The sequence below is a fragment of the Streptomyces sp. NBC_01471 genome (genome assembly GCF_041438865.1).
GTDB lineage: Bacteria > Actinomycetota > Actinomycetes > Streptomycetales > Streptomycetaceae > Streptomyces.
In genome coordinates this window covers 949,873-971,128 of the sequence record NZ_CP109450.1, presented here as the reverse complement: position 1 = coordinate 971,128, position 21,256 = coordinate 949,873, and the positions used below count along the sequence as shown (strand labels likewise).

Genomic DNA, 21,256 nt, shown 5'->3' with positions numbered 1-21,256 from the left:
CCGCGGGCCATATGCCACGCGGAGCTCCCGCCGGTGGCTTTATCGGCCTGTATGGGGCGTCGTGGCGACTGCCGGGATCTTCCCGCCACCGGAGACCTGGCCGTCCTCGACGACCCCGTCCCCACGGCCTTCGCCCTGCCCGGAATCCCGGGCAGGATCGTGGTGTCATCCGGCATGCTGCAAGCACTCGCCCCTGATGAACGGCGAGCCCTGCTGGCCCACGAGCGCGCTCACCTCCAGCGCCGTCACCACCTGTTCCTGCTCGTTCTCCAGCTCGCGTCAGCGGTCAATCCACTCCTGCATCCCCTCGCCCGGGCGGGCGCGTTCGCACCGGAACGCTGGGCCGACGAAGAAGCCGGCAGCGTCGTAGCCGACCGCAGCCTCGTGGCCCGCGCCGTCGCACGGGCAGCGCTCGCCACCAAGCGCGCCGCGCAACCAGCACTCGCGGCCACCGACGGCCCGGTGCCCCAGCGCGTACGAGCTCTTCTCGCAGCGCCCACACCCTTCCGCCGCGGCCTGGCCATGGTGTTCCCGGTCTTGATGATGGTGTGCTGTGTCAGTCTTGCCCTGGCCGCCCAGGAAATGGATCAATTGTTTGACGGCGCTACGTCCTCCCACAGCACGACGCAGGCCCGCTGAACAGCCCCTTCCCAGCCCGCCTCCGTGGTGTCATGTGGGGAGCGTGAGGCGGAAGGTGGTTCGTCCGGGGCGGCTGGCAAGCGCGACGGTTCCGTCGTGGGCGGTGATGACGGCATGGACGATGGCGAGGCCGAGCCCGGTGCTGCCCGTGCTGCGGGACCGGGCGTGGTCGGCGCGGACGAAGCGGCCGAAGACCTCGGACTGAAGCTCTTCGGGGATGCCCGGACCGTTGTCGCTGACGCTGAGGGAGACGTCGGCCGGCCCGGTGGTGAGCAGCGTGATGGTCACTTCGGTGCCAGGCGGGGTGTGGGTGCGGGCGTTGGCGAGGAGGTTGCCGATGGCCTGTTGAAGCCGGTGGGCATCGCCGGTGACGGTGACCGGCTCCTCGGGAAGGTCGAGGACCCAGTGGTGCCCGGGGCCGGCGGCGCGTGCGTCGTCGGTCGCGTCAAGGATCAGCAGGGTCAGGTCGACCGGCTCGTGTTCGAGGGGACGTCCGGCGTCGAGGCGAGCGAGGAGGAGCAGGTCGTCCACGAGGCGTGTCATGCGCTGTGACTCGGCGTCGATGCGCTCCAGCGCGTGGTGGACCTCGCCGGGAACGGTCCCCGGGTGGCGCAGGGCTGATTCTGCGTGGCCGCGGATGTTGGCGACAGGCGTGCGCAGTTCGTGGCTGGCGTCGGCGGCGAAGTGCCGGAGCCGTTCCTCGCTGGCCTGACGGCGGGTGAGGGCATCCTCGACGTGGCCGAGCATGTGGTTGAGGGCAGTACCGACCTGGCCGATCTCGGTGCGGGGGTCGGTGTCCGGAAGCGGCCCCGGCATGGCGATCTCACCGCTGGCGAGCGGCAGTCCTGCCACCTCGGCCGCCCGGGCGGCCACCCGCTGGAGGGGCCGGAGCGAGACCCGCACCCACACGGCTCCGGCGATGCCGGTGACCACGAGGGCGGCCCCGAAGAGCGCGGCTTCGACCGCTTCGAGGCGGTGCACTGTCTCCTCGACCGGGTGCAGGGGCAGGCCGGTGATCAGGATGTCCTGGTCGTCGCCGTGGACCGCGGTGACGCGGTAGGCCCCGAACATGGAGAGGCGGATGCTGCGTCCGTGGCCGTCGGCGGGGACCGCTGCCAGGATGCGGCGATCCCCGGCGGTGAGGTGGAGATGCCGGTCGGTGGCGTCGTCGACGACGGCGGCCTGGGTGACCTTGCCGTTCAGGAGGCGTGCGCCGAGGGTCGACTCGGCCTGACCCCTGGTGTCGGCCCGGTTGTCGGCATCGGGCTTGGCCTCGTGTTCCAGGCTGGCGGCGAACCTGCCGCCGGACGCGGACAGCTGATCGTCGAGGCGTCCCATCAGGAAGCCTCGCAGGGCGAGGGCCGTGGTGATGCCGACGCCGAGGCAGGCGAGAGCGAGCAGCGTGACGAGGCCCGCGGTGAGCTGACCGCGCAGGGTGCGAGGTGGCGGGCGCCTCACGGGGCCTCCGCCTTGAGGACGTAGCCGACGCCGCGCACGGTGTGGATCATCGGGGTGCGTCCGGCGTCGACCTTCTTGCGCAGGTAGCTGATGTAGAGCTCGACGATGTGGGCGCGTCCGCCGAAGTCGTACGCCCAGACCCGGTCGAGGATCTGGTCCTTGGACAGCACCCGGCGCGGGTTGCGCATCAGGAACCGGAGCAGCTCGAACTCGGTCCGGGACAGATCGATGGTGATCCCGCCGCGCCTGACCTCCCTGGCCTCCTCGTCCATGGTCAGGTCGCCCACGGTCAGCGTGTTCGTACCCGGTTCCGCCGTCATGCCGGCCCGCCGGAGCAGCCCGCGCAGCCGGGCCAGTACTTCCTCCAGGCTGTAGGGCTTGGTGACGTAGTCGTCGCCGCCCGCGGTGATGCCGGCGATACGGTCCTCGACCGCATCGCGGGCGGTCAGGAACAGCACACACACGCTGGGCGCCTCACGTCTCAGGGCGCGCAGGATCTGCAGGCCGTCGAGGTCGGGCAGCATCCAGTCCAGGACCACCGCGTCGGGACGGAAGTCACGGGCGGTCGCGAGCGCGGTCGTGCCGTCGGCTGCGGTGCGGACCTGCCAGCCCTCGCTGCTCAGGACCCCGGCCAGGACATCGGTGACATCCGGTTCGTCGTCCACGACGAGGACCCGCACGGGGTCTCCGTCCGGCCGGTGCAGAAGTGTGGTGGTACGCGGCTTGTCCATGGTCCTTTCAGCATGACCCGGCGCAGGCCGCCGTTACGCGCGTCACGTCTCTGAGTTTCCTCTGAATCGGCGCTGAGAACGGCACACGGGGCGGTTTCACGGGGCGGTTTCAGAAGGTTCACAGAGGTTGGGCTGTGAGGCTGGCTGCCCATCGCCGGAAAGCACCTTGTCCGGAGGAGCACATGCCCACCACACTCGCCACCACCACGGACACCGGCCGCGGGCTGCGTCACCGCCGCCCGCGCCGCAGCGCCGTGCCGTTCCTGGCGCCGCTGGTGATCTGGACCGGAGCGGCCGGGGTCCTCGCCCTGTGGTGGAGCGACACGACCTCGGTCGTCGGCCTCGCGGGCTGGCTCACCGGGGCAGGGCGCATCACGGGGCTCCTGGCCGGCTACGCCTGTGCGGTCCTGCTGGCCCTGATGGCCCGCATCCCCCTCCTGGACCACACCATCGGCACCGACCGCCTCGCCCGCTGGCACGCCTTGGGCGGCCGCTGGACCATCTCCCTGATCCTCGCCCACGTCCTGCTGATCATCTGGGGCTACTCCCTGACGTCCCATACGAACGTGGTCAGCCAGACCTCGACGCTCGTCCTGCACTATCCCGATCTCCTCAAGGGCACGATCGGCTTCCTGCTGTTCCTGGCCACCGGAATCCTCTCGGCCCGCGCGGCCCGCCGCAGGATGAGCTACGAGACCTGGCACTACCTGCACTTCGCCACCTATCTGGCGATCTTCCTCTCGTTCGGCCACCAGCTCTCCAACGGCGCCGACTTCGTCGGGAACCGCCCCGCCCAGATCGCCTGGTACACGCTGTTCATCGGCGTCGCCGCACTGCTCGCCCGGTACCGGTTCGCCGTCCCCATACGGCGCGGAGTACGCCACCGCCTGCGGGTGGCCTGGGTCCACCCCGAGGCCCCTGGCGTGGTCTCCGTACACCTCACCGGCGCGCACCTCGACGAGCTGCGGGCCGAGCCGGGACAGTTCCTGCGCTGGCGCTTCCTGACCCGCGGACTGTGGTGGACCGCCAACCCGTACTCCCTCTCCGCCCCCGCACGCCCCCACCACCTGCGCATCACGGTGAAGACCGTGGGCAGCCACAGCGCGGCCCTCGCCCATCTCGCACCCGGCACCCGGGTATGGGCGGAGGGACCGTACGGCGGCTTCACCGCGGACCGCCGCACCGCTGCCAAGGTGCTGCTCCTGGCTGGCGGCGTCGGCATCACTCCCCTGCGCGCACTCTTCGAGACGCTGCCGGGGCACGTCACCCTCATCTACCGGGCCCGCCGCGCCGACGACCTCGCCCTGCGTGCGGAGATCGACGCGATAGCCGCCCGCCGGCAGGCCACCGTGCACTACGTCGTCGACGAACCAGCCGGATACTCCTCACCGCTCACCGCCCGGGGCCTGAGCGAGCTGGTGCCGGATCTCGCCGAGCACGACGTCTACCTGTGCGGTCCGACCGGCATGACGCGGGCCGCCGTCCACGCCCTGCGGGAAGCCGGCGTACCGGCGCGGCGCATCCACCACGAGTCGTTCGCGTTCTGAGGATCCGAGGAGAAGCCATGCGCCGAGCCGTCATCGTCACCACAGGGATCAGCGCCGTGATCGTCGCGCTGCTCGCCCTCAAACCCCACCACCTCCCCGCCGTCGCCGGTCTGGCCCCGCGTTCCCCCACGACACCGCACACCCCCACGGGTTCCTCACCCGGGGCGTCCACGGGCACCGGGACATTCACCGGCAAGCCCATCGACACCCAGTACGGAACCGTGCAGGTCGCCGCCACCCTCGTCAAGGGCCAGCTCACCGCCGTCAAGGTGCTCCAGGCGCCGGACCAGAACGGGCGTGACCAGCAGATCGCCTCCTACGCGCTGCCCCGCCTCACCCAGGAAGCGATCGGCGCGAAGAGCGCGCACATCGACGCCGTCTCCGGAGCCAGCTACACCAGCCAGGGCTACATCCAGTCCCTGCAGAGCGCCCTGGACCAGGCCCATGCCTGACACCGCACAGGGGCTCCGGCACATCGAGCACGTGATGGGCACTGTCTTCTCCTTCGACATCCGCGACAGCCCCACGACCGCCATCCGCCGGGCCCTCACCGAGGCGGTGCGGCAACTCCACGATGTCGACGCCGTGTTCTCCACCTACCGTCCCGACAGCCACATCAGCCGGCTCGACCGAGGCAGCATCCGGCTGGCCGACTGCCCGCCCGAGGTCCACGAAGTGCTGTCCCTCTGCGCACAAGCCGCCCATATCACCGACGGCTGGTTCAGCATCGTCCCCGCCGGATCCCTCGACCCCTCCGGACTCGTCAAGGGCTGGGCCACCGAGGCGGCATCCCAACTCCTCCACGAAGCGGGCGCACATCACACATACGTCAACGGCGGCGGCGACCTCCAACTCCGCGGCCGGGCAACTCCCAGCACACCGTGGAGGATCGGCATCGCCCACCCGCTGCACCCCGGCGAACTGGCCACCGTCATCACCGTCGACCACGACCTCGCCATCGCCACCTCGGGCACTGCCGAACGCGGTGCCCACATCCTCGACCCGCACCACGGCACGCCGGCCACCACGTTCGCTTCCCTCACCGTGGTCGGCCCCCGACTGACCATGACCGACGCCTACGCCACCGCGGCGTGCGCCAGAGGCCGGGACGCTCGGGACTGGCTGGAAGCGCTCGACGGCTACGAGGGACTCGCCGTCCTGCCTGACGGCCGGACCTGGCAGACGACGGGGTTCAGCCGATATGGGGCATGAGACGCGACGCGGTCCCGTTCCCTGCCGCAGCGCGCGGGCGCCCCCTCGCGGCGGCGGAGGCATCCCACACAGCCTCCTCACCGAACCAGCTCATGTCCGCCCAGCGTTGAACACCAACTCCGAAGGAACCTCCCTGTGGGACCCGACCTGATCAACGGCATCCCCGCGCACGTCCTGCTCGTGCACGCCGTGGTCGTCCTCGTACCCTTGACAGCTCTTTCGCTCGTCCTCTGCGCCATCTGGCCCTCGGTCATGCGCCGCTTCGGTCTCGCCCTCCCGGCACTTGCCCTGGTCTCACTCATCAGCGTGCCGCTCACCACACACGCCGGCGAGTGGCTGGAGCGGCACGTGGACAGCAACGCCCTGGTCCGCAAACACACCGATCTCGGCGATGAACTGCTCCCCTCGGCCATCGCGCTGTTCCTCGCGGCCGCTGCGGTGTGGTGGGCCTACCGCCGGGCCACCCACCGCACCCCCGGCGCGGTGGAATCCACCAGCGGTACTGTGGCGACACCTCTGCGTGTCACGGCCGCGTTGCTGTCCCTGGCCATCGGAGTGGGCGCCGGCGTGCAGGTCTACCGAATCGGCGACTCCGGGGCCAAAGCCGCCTGGCACGACGGCTACTCCACCACCGCACACCCCGACCACGGCTGACACGCACCCGCTGCCACCCCCAGCCCAGGGACCGAGTGTATTGACGAGCGCATGGCATCCATCCTTCGGCCGGCGGCGCCCCGGCCGGCCTGCGCCTGCTGCACAACGAGACGACATCGAGCGGAATTGCGGTGCACGTCTACGAGTCGACGGGCCTTCCGAAGTACGGGACGTACGGGGCCGACGCGTAGCCGCCGGACCGGACTGATCGAAACGGGTCGCCGGACCTAAAATCTCCCCCGAGCATCCGCTGACCCCTTGGAATTGATTCATCTAGCCACGTGCGATGTCCGCGTTCTGCATGAGGGCGCGAAATCCGGTCAACAATGCGGTGAGGTCGACTTCGACTCGTCGTCGCTGCTGACCTCAGGCGTGCGGAACGACCAGTAGGAAGGCCTCAGCGTCCCGGGAGCGGTACAGCAGGCGTCGATGCCGACCAGGCTGATGTTGAGGTGCACCGAGCCGATCATGAAAGTGGCCAACGACGACGCGGCGGCGGACGCGAGCCGGGGGCTGAGGCCGACTCCGATGAAGAGTCTGAGGGGGCCCTGCACCCCAGCCAGCGAGGTGGGCCCGAGCCGCCCGGTCCCGCGAAGGAGCGAGGCCACGCCACATGCAGCCTCATCTGCTGGGGACGATTCAAGAAGGCCCGCTCGTGAACGTGGTACGAGCTCTTGTAGGGGTCGTGGGGGATGGCACGTTGTCAGTTGGGGGCATCCACCAACGTGGCACTTCGCGCCCGGCCGGGCAGCAAGCACCACGTCCTCGTCGATGGCCAGGGCATCCCGCTCGCGGTGTCGCTGACCGGCGGAAACCGGAACGACGTCACCCAGCTCATGCCTCTCCTGGTGAAGATCCCGTCGGTTCCAGGACTCGTGGGACGACCGCGCCGGCGGCCCGGCATACTTCTCGGCGACCGCGGCTACGACCACGACATGTACCGCCGACTCGTCTGGGCGCAGGGCATCAAACCCGTCATCGCCCGCCGTGGCGTGGCCCACGGATCCGGCCTCGGTGTGCACCGCTGGGTCGTCGAGCGGACCATCGCCTGGCTGCACGGCTTCCGACACCTCCGTATCCTCTGGGAGCGACGAGACGACATCCACGAAGCATTCCTCAGCCTCGCCACCTGCCTCATCACACACCGCCACGTCCAACGCCTTTGTCAGGACCTCTGAGGGCGGGAGGGGGACTGCCGATCATGGCCTCGGTCAGGGTGAGGTTGCAGCCCCACGGCTCGCGGGACGGCTGCGCGTCGATGTCGTCACGCCGTGGAGGCCCGCCGGGCTCAGGTGTGGCTTCATGGCGTGAGGGCGGGGGGAATGTCAGCCGGTGGCTGCGTTGTACTCGGGCTCTCCGCTTTCGAGTACGCGGAGCAGGGGGGCGGTGACTACGCGCGTCCCACGGCCGACCTGGAGCACACGGCACGGGAACTGGCCGCGGCGGACGAGGTCATACCCCTTTGCGCGGGAGAATCCGAAGGCTTTGGAAGCCTCGGCCACAGTGCTGGTGCCACCCCAGGTGGCACGGATGCGTATGGGGCTGTACACAGCACTCTCGGCATGTGCATCGGCGACTACTTGGCTCACGCGGCGGCTCCCGGGGTAATGACGCGTTCTGACGTGGTGAACGGTCGGTCTCTTCGGACACATACGGCTCTCCACTCGACGAGGCATCAAGGTGACTGCTCAAGTCGGCGACGAGGTAACTATCGTGCCCGCGAATGCCGGTTTGGCTAACCGGCATTCCCGGGCTATGTTGCCCAGCTCTCCGTGCGACGTCGTACCGATTCCGAAGCGGCTCCTGGTGGGTATGGCGCACTTCGTCTGCGGTGTTGGAGGTCCACTTCCGTGACTGGCGCGACGTCCCACCACGACGTGAGTCAAACAAAGCTTCAGGTCGTACGGCCCCAATATGCCGGAGTGGGAGTTCCACCCTGCCCGCACTGGAGAAGACCCGGCCTATGCTCGGAGCCCGTGGCGTCTCGGGGTTTTCTCCAGACCTGAGCTTGATTCCAGGCCGCCGAGTTGCCGTTCCAGCATGAAGGCTTCACGACACGCCCGGGGCAGCCGCACTGTCATCAGTATGAGCACTTACGACGTAGTCATCATTGGTGGAGGCCCGGCGGGCCTGGCGGCGGCAGTGACATTGGGCCGTGCCCGGCGCGACGTCCTGGTCATCGACGCAGGCACACCCCGAAATGCCCCCGCCACCCAGGTACACAGCTATCTCGGACGTGAAGGGGTCAACCCGCGCGAGCTGCTGGCCATCGGCCGCTCCGAGGTCGAGCAGTACGGCGGCACGATCCGCGACGCCACCGTGATCGGCGTGGAACGTGTCAGCGAGACCGGCCTGCGGGTCACCCTCGCGGACGAGACCACCGTCGACGCCAGGAGGGTGCTGGTGGCCACCGGTGTCGCCGACGAGCTGCCTGGCATTCCCGGGCTGGCCGCCCGCTGGGGCGTGGACGTGCTGCACTGCGCCTACTGCCACGGCTATGAGGTCCGCGACAAGGAGATTGGTCTGATCGCCAGCGGTGCCGCCTCCCTGCACCAGGCACAGCTGTGGCGCCAGTGGAGCGAGAAGGTCACTCTGTTCACCAATGAGTCCGTGGAACTTACCGCGGAGCAGCGGACCGAACTCGCGGCGCGCCAAATCGCCGTGGTGCCCGGCAAGGTCACCGGTATCGAGGTCACCGGCGACGCGCTCAGCGGCGTCCGGGTCGGTGACAGCGTGATCACGGTCCAGGCAGCCGTGGTCTTCCCTGTCTCGGTGGCCAAGGTCGACTCCTTGCTCGAAGGTCTGGGCCTGAAAGCCGAGGAGAAGGACATGGACGGCCAGGTCATCGGTGCGACCCTGCCCGCCGACCCCCAGATCGGCGCGACAGCTGTCCCCGGCGTGTGGGCGGCAGGAAACGTGCGAGGCCATCGAGCCCAGGTCATCGACGCCGCCGCGCAGGGCGGGCTGACCGGGGCCATGATGAACATCGACCTGGTCAGCGAGGACGTGCGACACGCCGTCACGACACATTCCGCCGCGCGCTGATAACTGATCGTTTCAGAATGAGATTCTGAGCCGTCTCAAACAGATGCCGCTGCCGCCAAGTTGGAGTAGTCCGACGTGGAGGTCGGCGCGTATCTCGTAGTGGATGCGCAGTTGTTTGAACTGGTGGAGCCAGGCGAAGGTCGGCTCGACGACCCACCTGGTTTTGCCCAGTCCCGAGCCGTGCGGGGTGCCGCGGCGGGCGATCTTGGGGGTGATCCCGCGTGCGCGGACGAGACGCCGGTACGCGGATGCTCAGTGGCGCAGGGGCTGTGGGCCAATGAGAGACATGGTTCATGAGCCCCGCCGTACCCAAGGTCATGCCCAGGACGTACCATTTTCCGGCGTGACCGACACGGATGCGCCCCGGACCAACCGTTACCTGCTCATCGGGGCCTGGATCTTCGCGATCCCTACGATCGGCGCCCTCCTGCTGGCGCTCGGCCTGAGCCTCTTCCCGCCGTCCTTCGACAACAACGGGAACTTGCCAGAGCCGATATCGTGCGGCGCGCCCGCGCTGTTCGACCGGCAGGCTTTCAAGAAGCGTAATTACGGCTCCGAACTCGGCACGTCCGGTTGCACCGCTGTGGTCGCCGCCCGAAAGTCCATGGCCTTCGGCGCTCTGACCGTGGCCGCCCCTCTCGCTCTGCTCGCCCTGGCCCTCCACCTGCACCGCCGCACGGCCCGTGCCCGCTAGCGGACGACCAGGCTCACCTCGAAGGAGTACCGCTCTGCCAGGTAGGGGAGTATGCGGTACTCCAGTGTCCGACCGCCGACGACGAGCGCCACGGTTGAGGCCGGACCTAACGGCTTGCAGATGATCAACACGTCGTCTTGATCAAGCTGCTGGGGTCACTGCTCAGGGCTCGGACCCGGGCCTGGAGGGCTGTGAGGGCAGAGGGCGGAGTGGTTGCCGGCGGGATGACGATGCTGTGCGCCTTCAGTAGCGTCCTGATCTTCAGCAGGGTGCGGTGCATGGCGGTCCGACTGCTGTCGAACAGCACGGCGAGGGGTTCCGCGGCCAGGGCGACCCGCAGGTGAAGGATGGCTGCCAGGACCTGGTCGGGGAAGTCCAGCCGGGGCGGGCGGCCGCGCTTGACGTTGCCGTGGAGGGCCAAAGTGCCGGTGAGATCGCTCAGTTGCTGCCGGGACATGCCGGTCAGGGCGGGGTCAGACAGAAGAGCGTGGTCCCACTCCGGGGCCGGTTTCTGCGGAGCCCGCGGTGCCGGGATGGCTGGGCAGGGCCGGGGGTGCAGGGCATAGTTCCAGTCGCCGTGGAAGGCGTGTCGGGTCAGTGGCAGGGACGCCGTCTCCGCGTCGCCGATCTTCACTCCGGTGGAGTAGACGTTGGTGTCCAGCTCGGCCATGACACGCAGTCCGGTGCGGGTGGTGGTCGCGGCGATGGACTGGACAATGACTTCATGGCTGGTCAGCGGGCGGCCGTGCCAGTTCATGGTGATGTGCGAGAAGAGCCGGTGCTCGATCTTGTTCCACTTCGATGTGCCTGGCGGCAGATGACACACGGTGAGCGTCAGTCCCGTTTCGGCCGCGAGCCGGGCAAGTTCGAGCTTCCAGGCCCGGGTGCGGTAGCCGTTCGAGCCGCCCGCGTCGGCGAATGAGCAGACGCGTCGCCTGCGGGTAGGCGACCCGACCCTGGCCGCACCACCAGCGGCGGATCGATTCCACCGCGAAGGCGGCGGTGTCGTGATCGGTGCCCACGTTGACCCAGCCGGTGTTCGCCGCGAGGTCGTAGATCCCGTACGGGACGGCCTTTCCCAGCTGGGGGTCGGCGAAGTGATGGACGTTCACCGGCGCCGGATCAGCGGCAGGCCGCCACTGGCGGCCGTTGTTCTTGAACTCGCCGGCGAGCTCTTTCTTCTTGGTGTCCACGCTGATCACCGTCTGGCCGTCCCGGTGATCACGGGCCTGCTCGTTGAGATGGCGGAACTGCGCATCCCGGTCGGGATGTTGGCTTCCCTCGATGGTCTTGGCGTTGGCCTGCAGACTGAAGCCTTCCTCCCGCAGCAGGTCCGCGACGGTGTCCGCACTGACTTTGTGTCCCGTCCGGGCGAGCTCCCGCGCCAGCGTGCGGGTCGACTTCACCGTCCACCGCAGCGGCGACATCGGATCGCCCCCGCTCGTCCGGCTCGACAAGCGCCAGGAGAGCCGGCCGCAGCCCCGGATCGAGATCTGCGACCCTCTTGCGGCCTCCGCCCGGCCGTCGCACCCGCCCCAGGGGCTCCTCGCCGGCCTCCAGCTCGCATACGCCCTTGCGGACCGTGGTCTCACTCACCGAGGCCGCCCGCGCGACAGCCCGAACACCACCGTGTCCCAGAACACGGGCCTCTGCGGCCATCAGCAGCCGTCGTCGCCGCTCATCCAGATGTGGGAACAACACCCCAAATATCATCGCGAGTTGGGCAGAGATCTCATCCGGGATGCGCATACCACATCAACGAGCTACGGGGCAGCAGGCAACACCTTGATGATCTGCAAGCCCTTAGCTTGGTCTTTAACCTGTGCGGCGTGGGCGAGGGGTCGTTGACTTCTTCGTCCGTTGTTTCGCGGGGCCTGGTTTGCCGACTGTGTGCACGTCATAGCGTGTGGTGGGTTGGTTGTTCCTGCGGCCGGGTGGTCGTCCTGGGCCTGGCCGCGAGGATTTCGGTGCTCTGGCCGGGCAGGCGGCCTTCGGGCGGAGGTTCCGGAAGTTTCGGCGGACGCGTGCTGGGGTGAGTCTGTCGGGTGGGGTCGGTTTCTCCCACGGCCTGCGGAGGTCGGCTGCCAGAGGACGGGCGATTCGGAGCTGGGTGAAAACCGCGAGGATCAGCCAGGTTCACCGGTCTGAGGCTTCGGGGGTGCGGATCTTCGGGCAGGTCCAGCCGAGCGTCTGCTTGAACAGGCGGAAGGTGTACTCGATGTCGAAGCGCCGCAGGAGTGCCTGCCAGAGCAGGTCGACATCGGATTCGGTGGCGCCGGTGCCGGACCACCACAGCCAGACCGGCTTCAGTGTGGCTCCGCTGGGCAGGTGCTCGACGTGAAGACGGATCACGGTGCCCTCGATGACCGGCAGTGCACCCAGCTGGGCCGTCCAGGCCGAACGATGGGTCAGTCTCGGGTGCAGGCGGTCCCAGGCCCGCGCGGTGGCGGTGCCGTAAAGGCGGGTCGCCGTCACCGTCTGGACGTCGGGAGTGTTGCAGGTGGCCGGGTCACCGAAGACGAACTCGCCGCCGTGGCGGGGTGGCCGCCCTCGGCCACCGGGCTCGCGGCAGGGGACCGCACGTCGCAGCACGCGGTCCGAACGCATCCGGCCCAGCACCCGCACCGGGAGATCTTTCAGAAGGATCGCCAGGCGGGGAACGTCGTAGCCGGCATCCACCACGATTAGGATCGACGGATCGCTGTCCGTCCACTGACCGACCGCGACCAGTCGCTCGACCAACTCGCGCATCTGCCGGGCCGTGACAGTGGCTGCGTCATCGCCAGGCGCCAGTCGTAGTGCGTCCAGCGGTGCGGGCCAGGAACTGCGGCCCGTCTCCAGCGCGCAGTCACCGAGCAGGGCCAGCCGGGAACGGGAATGTGCTGGTCCTTGCCCCGCCCATAGGTATGGCACAGGATCCGCTGCGGTGAGGTGTGAGCGCTGGGCCGCAGCCAGCAGGTCAGGTCGGCGGCCAGGACCAGCCGCCCGTCCGCCGCCCGCGGCAAAGGCACCCCGGCCAGAGCCCGTCGCAGCCGGGCCACATCGACCCGGCCTGCGGACAGGGCATCGTAGAGCCCACCGTGCCCGCGACGGTGTTCACCGACCAGCGACAGTTCCACCAGCGACCGGACCGGCCCGTCCGCGCACAACACCGCGTCCGCGAGTTCGAACAGCGCGTCCGCACGCCTGGTCAGACAGGAAGACGGGCCGAGCCGGCTGTGGGAGGCATCGACTTACCCGGCAGCTCGACCTCGCGCCGAGCACCCACGCGCAGAGCCTCGGACTTCCCCAGTGTGTGCCGGCCGGGTGCCAGAGGTGCACCGTGCCTGGAGGAACCGGCTTGTGTCTCAGGCGATGAGTGCTACGGCGGCGGCGTTAGTGAGGACTGGTTCATGACCCAGGTCCCTGGCGGCTACCAGCTCAGAGACAACTTCACGAAGAAGTGCCTGGGCGTGGACACCGAGCACATTATGGCCAGGACGTACCGGTCAAGCTGCGCACCTTCACCTACAAGCCCAACAAGCTGCAGATCTGGCTGATCGGCTGATTGGGCGGCTCTCCGTAGGGCTGCCCTCGCCACACCGCCGCGTGACGCCAGCGCCCATCAGAGACGAGTCCCACATCAGCCTCGCTGTCACCCGTATAGAGCGGCGTCAGCGAGGCTGGCCCAGTTCATCGCTGTTGTAGCCGATCAGGCCCGTGGGGCATCCCTCGCCGGCTACCGACGCCCGGGAAACCAGAAGCGCACGGGCCCGGGTCCTGAGGCAGAATTCAACAGGTTTATCAAGCCCCTTGAAGCCGAGACGGGCGACGATGTCCTCGGGAAGGCCGAGGGTCCGCAGGGCCTTGTAGGCATCGGCGAAGCCAATGCCGGTCCTGGCGGCGGCGTCTGCCGCCTTGACGGCGTCGGCGATCTGCTCGAAGCCAGGACGAGGTATCTACGGTGCGCGGGAAGGCCGGTTTGGCTAACCGGCGCTCTCGGGCTTTGTTGCCCAGCTCTCAGATGAAACGGCCCTTGCGCCGAGGCCGCCGTCGCTTGCTAGCGGGGCCTGTGACGGACGCTGGTCCAAGCTCAGGGACTCCGGCGCTGTAATCCGATGGCATCGGCGAGTATTTGCCCCGTCCCTGCTACCAGGACACAAACGGTTTGGTGACGCCATCTTCGAAGATCAGCGGGTCGTTGGGGCTCCGGCGGCGAGCAGGAAGTTCTTTCATGCCTTTAGAACTCGTAACACGATCTTGCTGAAGTGTGCGGGTGGGGCGTCGCCGGTGAGACGATTTGGCCGTTCTGAGGGTGTGGGTACTCGACCCTGGACGACGAACTCTGGGTGCTGATCGAACCGTTGCGCCTTGCCTGCGGCTTGGACGGGCAGCTACCTCAAGTGCACCTTCGAAGCGAGCACTTCACCTCCCGCGTCATCCCAACCGTGGTACCACAGAAGGGGATTGTCAGGTCGACTGTCGAACGGGGTGATGTGGTGGCTGTGGGCTATCTGGTGACCGTGGTGTTGGCCGTACTGATCGTGGTGTTCTGTCTGGCTCGCATACGCGGGCCGAAACCGCTCTTCTACTTCAGCTACCGGCTCGGCCTGGTCTTCAACGAGATCCCGCACCTCGCTCTCTACGCGTTGGTGGCCTCTACGGCACTGGCCTTCTCCGAGGGCGACATCACCACGACCTCCGACCGGGTGAACGTCGGGGTGGCAGGGGCCGCGGCTGCCGGGTTTGTGGTGGTCACCCTGCGCGGAATGCGGGCGGCGTCCGTGGTGCGTGTCGCCTTGGACGACGCGCTCGGCGTCGGGACGGGGACGCGCCGCCGGCCGCCGCTGGCACGCATTCTGCTCAGGCCCGTCCTTCGCCGCCGCCCTGACGTCAAGAGGGTGGGCAACCTCAGCTACGGGGACGCAGGCCGTCGCAACCTCCTCGACGTCTACCACCACCGCTCACGCCCCGAGGGCGGCTCCGTAATGATCCACTTCCATGGTGGCCACTACGACCAGGGTCGGAAGAACACTCAGTCGCTGCCCCTGCTCTACCGGCTCGCCAGCCAGGGCTGGGTCTGCATCAGCGCCAACTACCGGCTGCGCCCCGACTTCCCGCATCCCGCCCATCTGATCGACGCGAAGAAGGTCATCTCCTGGGCGCGCGAACACGCAGCGGAGTACGGCGCGGCGCCTGCGGCGGCCGTGTTCGTGGCGGGGAGCTCCGCGGGTGGGCACATGGCGGCTCAGGCAGCACTCACCCCCAATGAGCCGGCCTACCAGCCCGGGTTCGAGGAGGCGGACACCTCCGTGACCGCCGCCGTCGTGCTCAACGGTTTTCTCGCGGAGTACTTCGACGGCGACCCGGCGACCTCGCCGGTGAACCTCGTCCGGACGGATGCACCACCATTCTTCATCGCGCACGGGGACCTGGACGAGCTGGTGGACACGGAGAACCCCAGGGCTCTTGTCACCGCTCTGGGGTCGGTCTCCACCTCGCCGATCGTGTACGTCGAACTACCGGGTGCCCACCACGCTTTCGACCTCTTCCACTCATTCCGGTTTGAGGCGCTCATCGGCGGCGTCGAGGACTTCGCCGCGTGGGTGACGGCCCGGGAAAACCGGGCCTAGAGGCAATACCGGTGACTTTGGGGGTGGTGGGTCGTTGGGTGTGGTGTGCCAAGGCCTGGACAGGTGAAGTCGTCGGGTGAGCGGTTGTCGGACCGTATCGCTCTGGGTGTGTTGACGCGGGTGTTCCCGCCTGAGTTGGTGGACGAGGTGGTCGTCGAGTGCGGTCGTGTAGAAGAGCGGTCGCGGTTGTTGCCGGCGCGGGTGGTGGTGTACTTCGTGCTCGCGATGTGTCTGTTCTCCGGGCAGGGGTATGAGGAGGTGGCCCGGCTGCTGACGCAGGGGCTGGAGCGGGTTCGGCGGTGGGAGAAGCCGTGGAGGGTGCCGACGACAGCGGCGATTGCCCGGGCTCGCGGGCGGCTGGGGCCAGAGCCGTTGAAGGCGCTGTTCGCTCGGGTATGTCGGCCGGTCGCGGCTGAGGATACGGCCGGTGCCTGGTACCGGCATTGGCGGCTGGTCGCGGTGGACGGCACTGTCTTCGACGTCCCGGACACCGAAGCCAATGGCGGGTTCTTCGGCCGGCCGGGTTCGGGGCGGGGACAGCAGCGGAGTGCGTATCCGCAGGTTCGAGTGGCTGCACTGGTGGAGTGCGGGACGCATGCGGTGTTCGCCGCGGCCACCGGGCCACTGTCGAGACACGAACAGCAGCTGATTCCTGAGCTGTTGGACCGGCTCGGACCGGGCATGCTGGTAATGGCCGACCGCGGAATCACGGGCTTCGACCTGTGGCAGGAAGCTTCCGGAACAGGTGCCGACCTGCTGTGGCGGGTTCGCAAGAACATCGTGCTCCCGGTGCTTGAGCACCTCGGCGACGGTTCCTACCTGTCCCAGATCGCGGCCACCGGCGATCGCGCCCGCCGTGATCCGGCCACGGTCCGGGTGATCGAGTACACCCTCGGCCCGGGCGACGACACGGAGTACCGGCTCATCACCACCGTCTGCGATCCGGTCCAGGCACCCGCCGTCGAACTCGCCGCTCTGTATCACCAGAGGTGGGAGATCGAGAACACCCTCGACGAGATCAAAACCCACCAGGGCGGTCGCGAGCTGGTCCTGCGCTCGCAGTATCCCGACGGTGTCGAGCAGGAGATCTACGGATTTCTCCTGGTCCACCATGCTCTGCGGGACGTCATACACGACACCGCCCACCGGGCCGGCCTCGACCCCGACCGGATCTCCTTCACCCGCACGCTGAACGCCGCCCGCCGCCACGTCACCGACCAGGCGGCACTTTCCCCCCTCACGGCCGGCAGGGGCCCTCACCCACACCAGCCGTGAACTGCTGGAACGACTCCTGCCCCCTCGCAGACCACGCACCAACCCCCGCGTCATCAAACGCAAGATGTCTAACTGGCACCTCAAACACACCCACCACCGCAACCCACCACGCCCACCAGCTGTCACAGTCACACTCATCCCGCCCACCAAACCCACCAGTAGACGACTGAAAACACCCTAAAACAGCGGTATTGGGCCTAGAGCTCGTATCCGGGACTTGTTGATGTGGGCTGGTTGGGTGTGGCCGGTGTGACGATTCGGCCGTTCGTGAGGTGTGGGTACTCGACCGTGGATCGTGGACGATGAGTTGTGGGCGTTGATCGAGCCGTTGCTGCCGCCGTGGCCGGATCGGTCGCCGGGACCGCGGCCGGTGTGGGACCGACTCTGCCTGCGGGGCATCTTGGTCGTCCTCTACAACGACATAGCCTGGCAACTGCTGCCGCTGGAGCTGGGGTTCGGCTCGGGACAGACCTGCTGGCGGCGGCCGGACCGGTGGCAGAAGGCAGGGGTCTTTGACCGGCTGCACCGGGTCCTGCTCGCCGAGCTGAACGCGGCCGGCGATCTCGACTGGTCGCGGGCGTGCGTGGACGGCTCCCACATCCGCGCGAAAAAAAGGGGGACCCGGCACCGGTCCGTCGCCGGTCGACCGGCGGAAGACGGGCAGCAAACACCACCTGATCTGCGACAGACGCGGCACCCCGCTCAAGGTCATCACTACTGCGGCTAACGTCAACGACGTCACCCAGACCCTCGCCCTGGTCGACGGCATCCCACCCGTCGCGGGCCGCCCCGGCCGCCCCCGCCGACGACCAGAAGCCTTGCTCGGCGACAAGGGCTGCGACTCCAACCGCGACGAGCTCCGTCACCGACGGATCCTGCCCGTCATCTCCCGCAAGGGCTCACCCAACATCAAGGGCATCGGCAAGCTCCGCTACGTCGTAGAGCAGACCTTCGCCCTGCTCTACCACTTCAAACGTCTCACCGTCCGCTGGGAACATCGCACCGAACTCCACGACGCCTTCCTCTCGCTCGCCTGCGGCCTCATCTGCTGGAGACCGACTCAAGAAGGCCCGATCATGATCGTGTTACGAGCTCTTGGTACTCCAGCTGTAGATCGTGATCTTCATGCTGGATAGCTACGCAGCAGCACCGGTCGGCGCGCACTCGTGATCCGGTAGCGTCCGGGACATGACAGCCAACCAGTTCTCAATCGCTACCGAGCGGGAGGCCCTCTGCGGCTTTCTCGACAAGCAGCGCGCCGATCTGCTTCGGAAGGTCGACGGAGTTTCTGACGCGGATGCCCGCATGGCTCCGACGGTGAGTTCGTTGTCCTTGATGGGCCTGCTCAAACACTCGGCCCTCTGGGAGCGCAGGTGGTTTCAGATCGTCGTTGCGGGACGGGCACTTCTCGGCGAGTGGCCCGAAGCGGAGGTCCGGGACTGGAGGGACGAAGACTTCCGTGTCGACGAGCAGGACACGGTGAAGCACTGGACGGCCTTCTTCGAGGAGCAGGTGGCTATCTCACGGGAGATCGTCGCAGGCATGTCATTGGAGGCTCCGTGCAGTCGCCCCGACCTGGCGGACCGGAACGTGCGTTGGGTCCTGCTCCACATGATCGAGGAGACTGCCCGGCACGCCGGTCATGCGGACATCATTCGCGAGAGTCTCGACGGCAGCCGTGGTATATAACGCTCCGTCGCAAGCCGGACCTGGCAGGGGCCTGCTGACGAACATGTACGGCCACCGTTGATCATCGGTGTGTGAAGACTGAAGATCATGCGGTGGCCGCAGGTCACAGCGTAGACCCTGCTCGATGGCAAGAGGCGTTCGAATGCCTGATGGGGTGGATCGCGGGCCGGTTCAAGCGGGTCGAGCCCCGGCGCCGGGTCCGGGTCCGGCGATTGGTGCTCGGGCTCCTGTCGGACCTGCCGCGTAAGAACTGCTGGACGATCGCCGAGTGGGCCGGGGAGTCCACCCCGGATGCCATGCAGCACTTGCTCAGCCGCGCCAAATGGATCGCTGACGCTGTCCGCGACGACGTGCGCGGATACGTGGTGGAGCACCTGCATGACGAGCGGGCGGTGCTGGTAGTCGACGAGACCGGCGATGTGAAGAAGGGCATCGGCACGGTCGGCGTCCAGCGTCAGTACACCGGCACCGCGGGCAGAATCGAGAACGCCCAAGTTGCCGTCTACCTCGTCTACGCCCGTCAACGCGGGCACGCCGCAGTGGACCGGGAACTGTATGTTCCGTGTTCCTGGACCACCGACCCGGGCCGTTGCCGCGCCGCCGGACTCGGTGAGGAGACCGCCTTCGCCACCAAACCCGAGCTGGCCGCGTGCATGGTCGCCCGGTTCCTGGACGCCGGCCACCGGGCCGCTTGGGTGGCGGGCGACGAGGTCTGCGGCGGCAACCCCAAGCTGCGAAGCGCGCTGGAGGAACACGGCACGCGCTACGTCCTCGCGGTGGCCTGCTCGCACGAAGCCACCACCAGCGCGGGGAAGTTCCGCGCGGACACCCTGGCCAAGAAGGTACCCAAACGAGCCTGGCAGAAGCTCTCCGCCGGAACCGGGGCCAAGGGCCACCGCTTCTACGACTGGGCCGTCATCGACCTCGCCAACCCCGAGACCGGCAACCGTCAACTGCTGATCCGGCGCAACCGCAGCACCAGCGAACTGGCCTACTACCGCTGCCACTCGCCCGCCCGAGTGCCTCTGGCCGAGCTGGTTCGCGTCGCTGGATCAAGATGGCGAGTGGAGGAGTTCGTCCAGTCCGGAAAGGGCCTGGCCGGAGTGGACGAGCACCAGGTCCGCCGCTACGCGTCCTGGTCGCGCTGGGTCACTCTCGCCATGCTTGCGCATACCTTCCTCACTGTCGTTCGCGCAGAAGAACACATCCGCCAGCCTGCACCGCACGGCCTCACGCCGCTCACCTGCAATGAGATCCAGCACCTGTTCATCACCCTCGTCGTCCAGCCCGTCCACACCGCCGCCTACCGACTCTGTTGGTCCATCTGGCGCATGGGTCCGGAGACGACATACCGCGCGGTCGTGAGAGATTGTGAGATATGAGAGCGTGAGGCGGATGAGCGAGACGACGCAGCAGACCCTCCAATACCGCTTTGACGGGCCAGAACACGCCCCGGTCCTCGTGCTGGGCCCCTCCCTTGGTACCACATGGCACATGTGGGACCGGCAGACGCCCGAACTGTCCAGGACCTGGCGTGTCCTGCGCTTCGACCTGCCCGGCCACGGCGGTGCTCCCGCCCACCCCGTCCCCTCGGTCGCCGGGATCGCCGAGCGGCTGCTGGCCACGCTCGACGAACTGGGCGTGCAGCGCTTCGGGTACGCCGGGTGCTCCATCGGCGGCGCGATCGGCATGGAACTGGCGCTGCGCCACCCGGAGCGGGTCGCCTCGCTGGCGCTGGTCGCCGCCTCGCCCCGGTTCGGCACGGCGGACGAGTTCCGCCAGCGCGGGGTGATCGTCCGCACCAACGGTCTCGACCCGATGGCGCGCAGCGCGCCCGAGCGGTGGTTCACGCACGGTTTCGCGACGGCGCAGCCGGCCATCGTGGAGTGGGCCGTGCAGATGGTCCGCACCACCGACCCCGGCTGCTACATCGCGGCCTGCGAGGCCCTCGCGTCCTTCGACATCCGCGCCGAACTCGGCCGGATCGGCGTGCCCGCCCTGGTCGTGGTCGGCGCCGAGGACCGGGTGACCGGGCCCGCGGACGCCCGCACCCTGGTGGCGGGGATACCGGACGCCCGGCTCGCGATGGTCCCGGCCGCCTCCCATCTGGCGCCGGTCGAGCAGCCCGCGGCCGTCACCGATCTGCTGGTACGGCACTTCTCCACCGGGTGGCAGGACAACGCCTCGTCGACGACCTCGACCACCTCGCCGTCGATACCCGTGCCGCCGCAGGTGCCGGGCCTCTCGGTCCCCGTGGCGCCCATCGCCGAGATCGCCCCCGCGGCGCTCCAGCCGGACGCCGTGCCCGCCGGGCGCCCCGACCGGTACGACGCGGGCGCCAAGGTGCGCAGGGAGGTGCTGGGCGACGCCCATGTGGACCGGGTGGAGGCCGCGGCCGACGCGTTCACCGGGGACTTCCAGGAGCTGCTCACCCGCTACGTCTGGGGCGAGGTCTGGACCCGGGACGGGCTCGACCGCCGTACCCGCAGCGTGGTGACCCTGACGGCGCTGGTCGCCGGCGGTCATCCGCAGGAGCTGGCCTCGCACGTCCGCGCGGCCCTGCGCAACGGACTCACTCCGGCGGAGATCAAGGAAGTACTGCTCCAGACCGCCGTCTACTGCGGTGTTCCGGCGGCGAACTCGGCCTTCGAGGTGGCCCGGGCCGTGATCCAGCAGGAGACCACCCCCGAGACGTAGGAG

16 protein-coding genes and 4 pseudogenes are annotated in these 21,256 nt (G+C 68.3%); 14 read left to right on the top strand and 6 right to left on the bottom strand.

Annotation, left to right across the window (positions count from 1 at the left end; translation table 11 throughout):
- Positions 1-51 precede the first annotated feature (51 nt).
- The gene (locus tag OG285_RS04255) at positions 52-639 is read left to right on the top strand and encodes a M56 family metallopeptidase (RefSeq protein ID WP_371790203.1); all 588 of its coding nucleotides are present in this window, start codon (positions 52-54) and stop codon (positions 637-639) included.
- Positions 640-669: 30 nt separating this feature from the next.
- Here the strand turns inward: OG285_RS04255 and OG285_RS04250 are convergent, their stop codons facing one another.
- Together OG285_RS04250 and OG285_RS04245 are read right to left on the bottom strand one after the other, a co-directional pair.
- On the bottom strand, positions 670-2,097 hold the full coding sequence (locus tag OG285_RS04250) for a sensor histidine kinase (RefSeq protein ID WP_371790202.1): 1,428 nt from the start codon (positions 2,095-2,097) through the stop codon (positions 670-672).
- Positions 2,094-2,828, bottom strand: a complete 735-nt coding sequence (locus tag OG285_RS04245) for a response regulator transcription factor (protein ID WP_356831104.1) — start codon at positions 2,826-2,828, stop codon at positions 2,094-2,096. Before OG285_RS04245 ends, OG285_RS04250 begins: the two co-directional genes overlap by 4 nt.
- A gap of 182 nt (positions 2,829-3,010) precedes the next feature.
- On the opposite strand from OG285_RS04245, the gene OG285_RS04240 reads away from it, so the two are divergent.
- The 4 genes from OG285_RS04240 (at position 3,011) to OG285_RS04225 (ending at position 6,241) form a co-directional block, all read left to right on the top strand.
- Positions 3,011-4,375 (top strand): ferric reductase-like transmembrane domain-containing protein, encoded by a 1,365-nt coding sequence (locus tag OG285_RS04240; protein ID WP_371790201.1) that lies wholly within the window; start codon positions 3,011-3,013, stop codon positions 4,373-4,375.
- A 17-nt stretch (positions 4,376-4,392) separates the two neighbouring features.
- Positions 4,393-4,827, top strand: coding sequence for an FMN-binding protein (locus tag OG285_RS04235; RefSeq protein ID WP_356831100.1), 435 nt, complete (start codon positions 4,393-4,395; stop codon positions 4,825-4,827).
- Positions 4,820-5,587: an FAD:protein FMN transferase gene (locus OG285_RS04230; RefSeq protein WP_356831098.1), complete on the top strand. Its 768-nt coding sequence runs from the start codon at positions 4,820-4,822 to the stop codon at positions 5,585-5,587. Before OG285_RS04235 ends, OG285_RS04230 begins: the two co-directional genes overlap by 8 nt.
- Before the next feature lie 135 nt (positions 5,588-5,722).
- Positions 5,723-6,241: a DUF2231 domain-containing protein gene (locus OG285_RS04225; protein WP_371790200.1), complete on the top strand. Its 519-nt coding sequence runs from the start codon at positions 5,723-5,725 to the stop codon at positions 6,239-6,241.
- A gap of 320 nt (positions 6,242-6,561) precedes the next feature.
- On the opposite strand, the gene OG285_RS04220 is transcribed toward OG285_RS04225, so the two are convergent.
- On the bottom strand, positions 6,562-6,849 hold the full coding sequence (locus tag OG285_RS04220) for a TetR/AcrR family transcriptional regulator C-terminal domain-containing protein (RefSeq protein WP_371790199.1): 288 nt from the start codon (positions 6,847-6,849) through the stop codon (positions 6,562-6,564).
- Positions 6,850-6,975: 126 nt separating this feature from the next.
- Between OG285_RS04220 and OG285_RS04215 the strand changes: the two are divergent.
- A pseudogene (locus tag OG285_RS04215) lies at positions 6,976-7,419 on the top strand (IS5 family transposase); the annotation flags it as partial.
- A 907-nt stretch (positions 7,420-8,326) separates the two neighbouring features.
- On the top strand, positions 8,327-9,286 hold the full coding sequence (locus tag OG285_RS04210; protein ID WP_371790198.1) for an NAD(P)/FAD-dependent oxidoreductase: 960 nt from the start codon (positions 8,327-8,329) through the stop codon (positions 9,284-9,286).
- Positions 9,287-9,298: 12 nt separating this feature from the next.
- Here OG285_RS04210 and OG285_RS04205 read toward each other — a convergent pair.
- A pseudogene (locus OG285_RS04205) lies at positions 9,299-9,529 on the bottom strand (transposase); the annotation flags it as partial.
- 100 nt (positions 9,530-9,629) lie between these two features.
- On the opposite strand from OG285_RS04205, the gene OG285_RS04200 reads away from it, so the two are divergent.
- Entirely contained in the window at positions 9,630-9,980 is a 351-nt protein-coding gene (locus OG285_RS04200; protein WP_356831091.1) for a hypothetical protein, read from the top strand.
- A 124-nt stretch (positions 9,981-10,104) separates the two neighbouring features.
- Here OG285_RS04200 and OG285_RS04195 read toward each other — a convergent pair.
- Positions 10,105-11,729 (bottom strand): annotated as a pseudogene (locus tag OG285_RS04195) (ISAzo13 family transposase).
- Between the two features lie 66 nt (positions 11,730-11,795).
- A pseudogene (locus tag OG285_RS04190) lies at positions 11,796-13,174 on the bottom strand (NF041680 family putative transposase).
- A gap of 1,284 nt (positions 13,175-14,458) precedes the next feature.
- Here OG285_RS04190 and OG285_RS04185 point away from each other — a divergent pair.
- The 6 genes from OG285_RS04185 to pcaC all read left to right on the top strand — a co-directional run bounded on the left by OG285_RS04185 (position 14,459) and on the right by pcaC (position 21,253).
- On the top strand, positions 14,459-15,592 hold the full coding sequence (locus OG285_RS04185) for an alpha/beta hydrolase (protein ID WP_371790197.1): 1,134 nt from the start codon (positions 14,459-14,461) through the stop codon (positions 15,590-15,592).
- Positions 15,593-15,637: 45 nt separating this feature from the next.
- Entirely contained in the window at positions 15,638-16,867 is a 1,230-nt protein-coding gene (locus tag OG285_RS04180; RefSeq protein ID WP_371790196.1) for an IS4 family transposase, read from the top strand.
- A 292-nt stretch (positions 16,868-17,159) separates the two neighbouring features.
- A protein-coding gene (locus OG285_RS04175; RefSeq protein ID WP_371793443.1) for an IS5 family transposase occupies positions 17,160-18,003 on the top strand; the annotation gives its coding sequence in 2 pieces (ribosomal slippage) (positions 17,160-17,492 and positions 17,494-18,003; 843 coding nt in all).
- Between the two features lie 52 nt (positions 18,004-18,055).
- A complete protein-coding gene (locus OG285_RS04170) occupies positions 18,056-18,556 on the top strand; it encodes a DinB family protein (RefSeq protein ID WP_371790195.1) in 501 nt (166 codons plus the stop codon).
- Positions 18,557-18,705: 149 nt separating this feature from the next.
- Entirely contained in the window at positions 18,706-19,938 is a 1,233-nt protein-coding gene (locus OG285_RS04165) for an IS701 family transposase (RefSeq protein WP_371790194.1), read from the top strand.
- A 13-nt stretch (positions 19,939-19,951) separates the two neighbouring features.
- Complete coding sequence (gene pcaC / locus OG285_RS04160) at positions 19,952-21,253, top strand: 4-carboxymuconolactone decarboxylase (RefSeq protein WP_356831085.1); 1,302 nt, start codon at positions 19,952-19,954, stop codon at positions 21,251-21,253.
- Positions 21,254-21,256: the final 3 nt, after the last annotated feature.